General features: G+C 38.8%; 6 protein-coding genes. 4 read left to right on the plus strand and 2 right to left on the minus strand.

Annotated elements, in window-relative coordinates; all coding sequences use genetic code 11:
- The first annotated feature begins 170 nt into the window (after positions 1 to 170).
- The 3 genes from P20439_RS14850 (at position 171) to fliD (ending at position 3,574) form a co-directional block, all read left to right on the plus strand.
- The gene (locus P20439_RS14850) at positions 171 to 1,634 is read left to right on the plus strand and encodes a flagellin (protein WP_008112158.1); all 1,464 of its coding nucleotides are present in this window, start codon (positions 171 to 173) and stop codon (positions 1,632 to 1,634) included.
- 100 nt (positions 1,635 to 1,734) lie between these two features.
- Positions 1,735 to 2,121 carry a flagellar protein FlaG gene (locus P20439_RS14855; protein WP_008112160.1) on the plus strand — a complete coding sequence of 129 codons (387 nt, stop codon included), beginning with the start codon at positions 1,735 to 1,737 and terminating at the stop codon, positions 2,119 to 2,121.
- Positions 2,122 to 2,149: 28 nt separating this feature from the next.
- Positions 2,150 to 3,574 (plus strand): flagellar filament capping protein FliD, encoded by a 1,425-nt coding sequence (gene fliD, locus P20439_RS14860; RefSeq protein ID WP_008468031.1) that lies wholly within the window; start codon positions 2,150 to 2,152, stop codon positions 3,572 to 3,574.
- A 190-nt stretch (positions 3,575 to 3,764) separates the two neighbouring features.
- Here the strand turns inward: fliD and P20439_RS14865 are convergent, their stop codons facing one another.
- Positions 3,765 to 4,088, minus strand: coding sequence for a hypothetical protein (locus tag P20439_RS14865; protein ID WP_024602019.1), 324 nt, complete (start codon positions 4,086 to 4,088; stop codon positions 3,765 to 3,767).
- Positions 4,088 to 4,483 (minus strand): flagellar export chaperone FliS, encoded by a 396-nt coding sequence (gene fliS, locus P20439_RS14870; protein WP_008112168.1) that lies wholly within the window; start codon positions 4,481 to 4,483, stop codon positions 4,088 to 4,090. Before fliS ends, P20439_RS14865 begins: the two co-directional genes overlap by 1 nt.
- Positions 4,484 to 4,850: 367 nt before the next feature.
- Between fliS and P20439_RS14875 the strand changes: the two genes are divergently transcribed.
- Complete coding sequence (locus tag P20439_RS14875) at positions 4,851 to 6,287, plus strand: sigma-54-dependent Fis family transcriptional regulator (RefSeq protein WP_008112169.1); 1,437 nt, start codon at positions 4,851 to 4,853, stop codon at positions 6,285 to 6,287.
- Positions 6,288 to 6,508 lie beyond the last annotated feature (221 nt).

Raw genomic sequence — 6,508 nt, forward strand, 5'->3', positions numbered from 1 at the left:
ATTTGTATTTCAATCAATTAAAAGTTTTTACTGTTTTTTTAAAAAAAAGCTAAAGGTAATTTTATAACGGCCGTTAACTTAATTAGAACGGAGCTTGAACAGATTTTTATTGTGATGGCTCTTGGTTAAAATCAATTAGTTACATTACGAAAGTAATCAGGAGTTATAACATGGCTTTATCAGTAAATACTAACGTTGCATCATTAAATGCACAAAGAAACTTATCAAAATCTAGCGAAGCATTAGGTACATCAATGCAACGTCTTTCATCTGGTATGAAAATTAACAGTGCGAAAGATGATGCGGCAGGTCTACAAATTGCGAACCGTCTTTCTTCACAAATTAATGGTTTAGGTGTTGCTCAGCGTAACGCGAATGACGGTATTTCAATGTCGCAAACCGCTGAAGGTGCGATGCAAGAGTCATCAAACATCTTACAACGTATGCGTGACCTATCTTTGCAATCAGCTAATGGTTCAAACGATGCAAACGCTCGTGCCGCACTACAAAAAGAAGTGGGCGCGTTACAGCAAGAGCTTACTCGTATCGCTGAAACGACTAAATTTGGTGGCACAAGCTTACTAGATGGTTCATTCGGTACTAAACAGTTTCAAGTAGGTGCTAACGCAAATGAAACAATTAACGTAACTTTGCGTGATGTATCAGCAGATGCAATCGGTGCAAATAATATATCAGGTTCAGGTTCGGTTTTAGGTTCTGGTGGTGATGTTCTTTTATCGGCTCAGTTAGCCACTCAAACTCAACCAGCAAACTGGAGCGTTAATGGTACTGCAGTTGCTTTTGGAGCTACTGACGGCGCAAATGATATGGCAGAAAAAATAAATGCTGCTGCAACGGGTGTAACAGCTGAAGCCAAATTAAGCGTTACAATCCAAAATTTGAGTTCAGCGGATGATGACGTGTTATCTGTTGGCGGAGATGATTACGATTTGGGTAATTTCGGTGGGGATGGTGCTAGACTAGCTGAAGCTATGGTGGCTGACGGTTATGATGCCGTTTATAACTCAGATGACGAAACTATTACCTTAAATGCAACCGGAGTTAACGGGGTTCAAGTTGACACAGCTGCAGGCACGGGGACAGGTACAGTGCAGCTAGTTAATGCTAATGAGGGAGCCGCTGCATATACAGGTACAGTAGATGGTGATCAAGCAGTAGCATCAACATTGTCGCTTACTTCTGCTAATAAAATAGCGATTAGTGATTCAACAGCAGGTGCCAATGTATCTGAATATTTAGGTGATGATACTGCAAATTCCTCTGTGACTGGAACAGGTGCGGGCAGCGGTCTTGTTAGCATTGAATCTATTGATATTTCTGGTTCGACTAGCGAAGGTGCACAAGATGCAATTCAAACAATTGATGCCGCGCTTGCGCAAATTGATGCGCAACGAGCTGACTTAGGTGCGGTGCAAAACCGCTTTGGTTTTACCATTGCTAACCTTGCAAACGTATCAGAAAACGTATCTGCTTCTAAAAGCCGTATCGAAGATACAGATTATGCTGCAGAAACGGCTAAACTAACTAAGAACCAGATTATGCAACAGGCTGGTACAACAATCTTAGCTCAGTCTAACCAGTTGCCACAGGCAGCACTTAGCTTATTAGGTTAATTTAACAATAAGCTCTATACTTTAACTACTAAGGAAGGGGCAACCCTTCCTTTCTTGTATAGGTATAAAGCTTTATATCGCTTTATAGTAGGAGCGAATTATGGAAACGCAAAGTTTAAATCTAAATATCAGCTCAGCGCAAAAAGGTGAGGTTACCTCAAGTTACCAAACCCCATCACAAGTTAAGCAAAATGCTGATGAACAAAAGAATACACCCATCACCACCACTGCAAGTAATAGCGAAATTTCTAAAACTGAGTTATCACCTGAAAAACTAGAGAAGGTGGTACAGCAATTGCAGGACTTTATGGGCGAAATGAATCGCAGCCTTCAGTTTAAGGTCGACGAAGATTCTGGCCGTAATGTTATTAAGGTGATTGATAAAGAAAGTGGTGATTTAGTTAAGCAGTACCCGTCTGAAGAGGTATTAGGTATCGTTGCTAAATTAGCGGAAGCCACCGGTGTATTGGTTGATTTTAAAGTTTAGTTTTCAGTAATTTAAGAGGGTAATTATTATGGATATTTCATTTAAAGGTATAGGTTCAGGGCTTCAAGTTAATGAAATTGTAACTGCTTTAGTGAATGCTGAAAAAAGCCCTTACCAAGCTCGAGTAACTAAACAGCAAGCAAACTTTACTACCGATATATCTGCAGTAGGTACCCTAAAAGCCTCTTTGGAAGAGCTTAATGGTTCACTAGAATCATTGGGTGACATCGAAAACTTTCAAAAGCGCACTATCAGTGGCAGTGACGACTTTGTTTCTTTAAGCTCTGAAAAAAACGCGCAAACCAATAATTACTCTATTAAAGTTAATAGTTTGGCTGAGAACCAAAAGCTAACATCAAATGCTATAGCTGGCGATGAAGCGGTGGGAGAGGGTAAGCTCACGATTAGTTCTGGCTCTAACAGTTTTGACATAAATGTGTCAGACACAGCAAAGCTGGCTGATATACGTGACGCGATTAATGATTCAGTTGATAATGACTCTGTAAACGCCACCATTATAACTGATGACACCGGTCAGCGATTAGTGTTATCAAGTAAAGAAACCGGCGCAGAAAACGCAATAAAAATTGTAGTTGATGATGTCGGTGATGGTGGTAATACAGACTTGTCTGGCTTGTCTCGTCTTGCGTATGATAGTGATACAACATCAACAACGTATGCTGAAAACTTAAACGAAGTAACAGCAGCGACGGATGCTTCAATTACGATTGATGGGACGCTTGTTGCGACAAGCAGTACAAATGAATTTAAAGATGTCATTGAGGGCGTCACCATTAATGCCAAAAAAACTCACAATGCAGACGATGATTTAAGTAAAGCAACTATCACTGAAAATAATAATAATGTTGCTGCTGGATTAAAGTCGTTTGTAGAGAAGTTTAATGCATTTATTGATTTATCAAATCAGCTCGGTCGCTCTAGCGCTGAAGAGGGCGTTGGTGCACTTGCGGGTGATTCATTACTTAGAGGCTCTGTAAACCAAGTACGTTCGATGTTAACATCTGAATTTAGCACGGGTAATGGTAATACCGACTTTTTAGCTAACTTTGGTATTAGAACTGAGCGCTCAGGTAAGTTAAGTATTGATTCTGACGCTCTTAAAGCTGCCGTAGAAAGTGATCCACAAGCTATCCAAACGTTTTTTGTTGGCGAAAATGACGGTGATGGTTTTGTTGGCCAGTTAGATACTGTTATTAAAGGTTATACGGCCTCTGATGGTATTTTTAGTTCACGTATTGAAGGGCGTGAAACACAACTCGATAAGCTACAAGATGAAGTTGATGCATTTAATAGCCGAATGAAAAAGTATGAAGAGCGACTATATAGCCAATACAATGCCATGGATATATTAGTTGCTAACCTAAACTCGACAGGAGGTTACTTGCAGCAGCAATTAGCTAACCTACCGGGTGTGGCTAAAAAGTCTAGCTAAACAATTAACTTTGTTTAGCAAATAAAGCCTGGCTTATGAGTCAGGTTTTTTTATGTTTGTTCGATTGTTAGTAACTAACTGTGTTGTTTTATAGTGAGGTTTGAGGAAATAAAAATACAGAGTGAAAAATCTGCTTAATCACTCTGTAAAGGGGAATAAAATAGGGGGTTAGCTAAGGCAAGAAGTGTTTTTAAATATTAGATTTATACTTATTTACAGCTTTTTTATTTTTTTGATTACCAACTATTTTAACCGCTAATAGTTGCTTTTGATTATCTATTTTAACAGATAGCTGTTCTATTAGGTTAATTAAAAACTCAAGTTCAGTAGCTGAATAATGAGTTTTTTCTCTAGAAAGTGAGCTACTTATGTGAATATCAAGTTTATTATGAATATTCAGCGCTTGCTCAATATCCCAATCTTCTGAGTCAGCAATCAAACTTACTAGCTCATTGCAATATGCTCGAGTCTCACTATCTTTAACTTGTGAGCTTGTAACCCGATTTAAAGACATTACAGTTGTGGTTCTCTTTGTTCGAATGGAATTGCTTCCCAGCCTGACTTAATCTCTTTAATTAAGGTAATTACTTCATCAATTTTATCAATGTTGTTTTCAAGGTTTGCAGTTAATAAGCAACGCTGACAGTAATCGTACAAAGAGTCTAAGTTAGTTGATACTTCATTATTGTCTTCAAAATTTAACACTTGCTGCAACGCACCAAGTAGCACAATACAATCAGAGATTGCGTTGCCTTTTTTTTCTAACTCTTTACGTTCAATAAATCCTTTTGCAGCAGAGAGCTTGCCAACAATATTTACAAACACGAGTTTGACTTGATCATAAGGTGTCATCTCTTTAACGCTGCTAACTGTTATTTGACGGTATTTATTGATTGATGCATGAGCCATAGGTAATTCCTTAAATTTTAATTACATGTTCAGAACTCTAAGCAAGTTTAGTTCCAACATAAGTTTGACTATTACTTTATCGGCCAAAACAGTCACACCTTTAAATAATAATAGCAGTTTTTATGAGTTTTTACTGTGTGAAATCGTATCATTGAAAATCGCATTATATGTCGTTTAATTCATCCTAAGTATGTATGTCACTAAAACTACCCAGGCAATTAATAGTTATAAAGTATTGACTTTGTGCGGCCAGTGTCTGTTTTTTGGCGTTAATGTCAAAAAATCGCCGCTATTGCTTGCATCCAAACCCAACTGGCTTACAATTTGATTAATAAAACAAATTAGTGAAATAAATGGCTCGCTAAAGATGATCTTAATTTTAGATAATAATAACAATCGCTCTATTGGATTATACGCATCGCTTACTTTTATTGGTGAGGCGGTACAGTTGCAAACAGAAGCTGACTTTGAACAGGCATGTAGCCACTATCAAAACAAAGAATGTATTGTGGTGTTAGGTGCTTTGCAGTCTTTAGATCACGAAAGTTTAATTAAACGATACCCAACATTTCCTTTTTTACTCATTGGTGAAACGCTTAAACCTTTGTTGAGTTTGGCTAATGTTGTGGGGTTGATATGTGAGCCATTTACTCATGAAATAACCACACAGCTGTTACACGACTGTCAGCAATATCAGCGCATGTTGCCGCATGAACATAAAAATAATAAAGAGAAAAGCACCTTTGATGGTCTTGTTGGTGAAACCAAAGCCGTAAAAGATTTACGCTTTTTAATTACGCAGGTTGCTAAAACCGATGCTAACGTACTTATTTTAGGTGAGTCGGGCACAGGTAAAGAAGTAGTTGCCCGAAACGTACATTTGCTTTCTAAGCGTAACAAAGGCCCATTTGTACCAGTAAACTGTGGGGCAATTCCTGCAGAGCTACTAGAAAGTGAACTATTTGGTCATGAAAAAGGCGCGTTTACTGGGGCTATTTCAGCACGAAAAGGCCGTTTTGAGTTAGCGCAAGGTGGCACGCTATTTTTAGATGAAATCGGCGACATGCCACTGCAAATGCAGGTTAAGTTACTGCGAGTGCTACAAGAGCGCAGCTATGAGCGCGTTGGTGGTACTAAAGCGATTCAAGCTGATGTGCGTGTTATTGCCGCAACCCACCGAGACCTTGAAAACATGATAGAAAAAGGCTCATTTAGAGAAGATTTATACTATCGCTTAAATGTTTTTCCTATTGAGAGCCCATCTCTTGCTCAACGCGCAGAAGACATACCATTACTACTTAAAGAGCTTATGCGCCGCGTAAATGAGCAAAGCGGTACTACGGCTAAGTTTACAGAGCGTGCTATTGATAGTTTAAAAGAACATTCTTGGCCGGGTAATATCCGTGAGCTCGCGAACCTAGTTGAGCGTATGGTTATTATGTTCCCAGATAAGGTGGTGGATGTTCCTGACTTACCTAACAAATACCGCTACATTGAAGTTGAAGCCTATGAGCCTCAGTATCCAGAAGAACTGATGGAGCGTGATGCGTTTAATGATATTTTTAGCGGCGGATTTAGTGAAGACGAAATAGATCTAGAAGATGACTTTGCTCAGGCCGCACCTGGTTTATTGCCCGATGAAGGTATTGAGCTTAAAGAGTACTTAGCTGAGCTTGAAATTAACTTAATCACACAGGCATTAGAGCGCTTTGATTACGTTGTCGCCCGTGCTGCTGAAGTACTTGGCGTAAGGCGAACCACACTGGTCGAAAAAATGAAAAAATATAACTTGTCTAGGGATTAAGAGCAAAGTGCAGGTGTTATATTTTAGGTATTAGGTATTAGGTATTAGGTATTAGATATTAGGTTAGAAAAACTAAACACCGGTAGTTACACTGAATCCGTTACAGGTTCTATTTTTTAGCAGGTTTACCCCACGTCTGCGTTGGGTGCCAACTTACTGTTTTTTGGGTAAATATAACAATTAAAGGGTTAAAACCAAAAAGCCTAAAGTTATGCTATTTG

It is taken from the genome of Pseudoalteromonas sp. BSi20439 (assembly GCF_000241165.1).
Lineage (GTDB): Bacteria > Pseudomonadota > Gammaproteobacteria > Enterobacterales > Alteromonadaceae > Pseudoalteromonas.